At 67.9% G+C, this 1,067-nt stretch carries 2 protein-coding genes; both read right to left on the bottom strand.

Translation table 11 applies throughout. The features are described from left to right. Window positions 1-78: 78 nt before the first annotated feature. The gene (locus tag ACFV5N_RS28015) at window positions 79-315 is read right to left on the bottom strand and encodes a hypothetical protein (RefSeq protein ID WP_380187377.1); all 237 of its coding nucleotides are present in this window, start codon (window positions 313-315) and stop codon (window positions 79-81) included. A 70-nt stretch (window positions 316-385) separates the two neighbouring features. Continuing rightward, window positions 386-1,067: replication initiation protein (locus tag ACFV5N_RS28010; protein ID WP_385605395.1), on the bottom strand; the 682-nt coding region annotated here is incomplete at its 5' end.

The following is a 1,067-nucleotide window of genomic DNA, read 5'->3' as shown; positions in this document are numbered from 1 at the left end:
TATGTGTCATAGAACTTCTCGGCGTGCTACGCGCCGGGGCCGAGACAGGTCTCGGAGGCGCTGCGCTGGGCGTGAGGGTCAGGCGCTCAGACCGTCGAGCGGCAGGGGTGGCTGCGCACGATCAGCGGCCTCCTGCGCACGCTCCTGGCGTGCTCGGTACGCGCGGCGCTTCACGGTCGAGACGTCCAACCGGAAGTGCTTGGCGGCTTCCGTCCAGGAGTGCCCCTCGTCGTCGTGGAACGCGCGGATGGCCTCACGCTCGTCGGCCATCTCCTGGAGCCACTCGGCACGAGTGCGCGAGGTCCAACGGCGCACAGACCGGGGGCTGAGACCAGTAATTTCGGCAGCTTCCTTGATCGTTCGCCCGTTGCGGGGAAAGCGCGGCTTATCGCTCATTGAGGGCCTCCAACTTCTGATCCCGGGCTTCTGATCGAGCAAGGCCGCTCTTGCGTCCGCGTGCGGCTTGGATGGTCGAGAACGTGGCTTCGTAGACGGCGGGGCCGTCGGCCCACATGCGGGATTGGGTGGTGATCCAGCGGTGGATGCTGGCGGCGATTGCACGTGCCTCCGAGGCGGGGAGTGGTTCGGGGAACTCGGCGTTGAGTTCGTGGACGTGTGCGCTGATCGCCTCGTGCAGACCCTGTGAGTCGAACCAGTGGTTGCGGATCTCCCGGTAGGCCCAGGTGCGTGCGGTCTCGAAGATCGAGCAGTTCCGCCCCAGCCCGACGGTGTTGCGGCGCTTGGTGCGCTTCCAGGAGGCCGGCGGCAGGTAACCGGCCTCATCCAGGTGGCCGGCCAGTTCCTCGAGGCTGTAGAGCCGGTCGCCGGAACACCACAGCGCGTCCCAGTCGTCGTGGGCGGGATTCTTGGTCATCAGCCCGCTGTAGCCCGTGTCGCCGTCCACGGAGCGGCGCAGTCCCTCGGTCACCGCCGCGGCGTAGGCCAGCGGTTTGCGTCGGCCGTATTCGGTGCGGGTGACCGGCTCGGAGAGCGCCCAGACGGCGTGTGCGTGGCCGTTGGTCGGGTTCTCGACCACAGCGTTGGGCCACCACGCCTGACGGTGCCAC

It is taken from the genome of Streptomyces sp. NPDC059853 (assembly GCF_042731495.1).
Taxonomy (GTDB): Bacteria; Actinomycetota; Actinomycetes; order Streptomycetales; family Streptomycetaceae; genus Streptomyces.
Note: the sequence above shows the minus strand (reverse complement) of the source record. Positions and strands in the feature narration are given on the sequence as shown.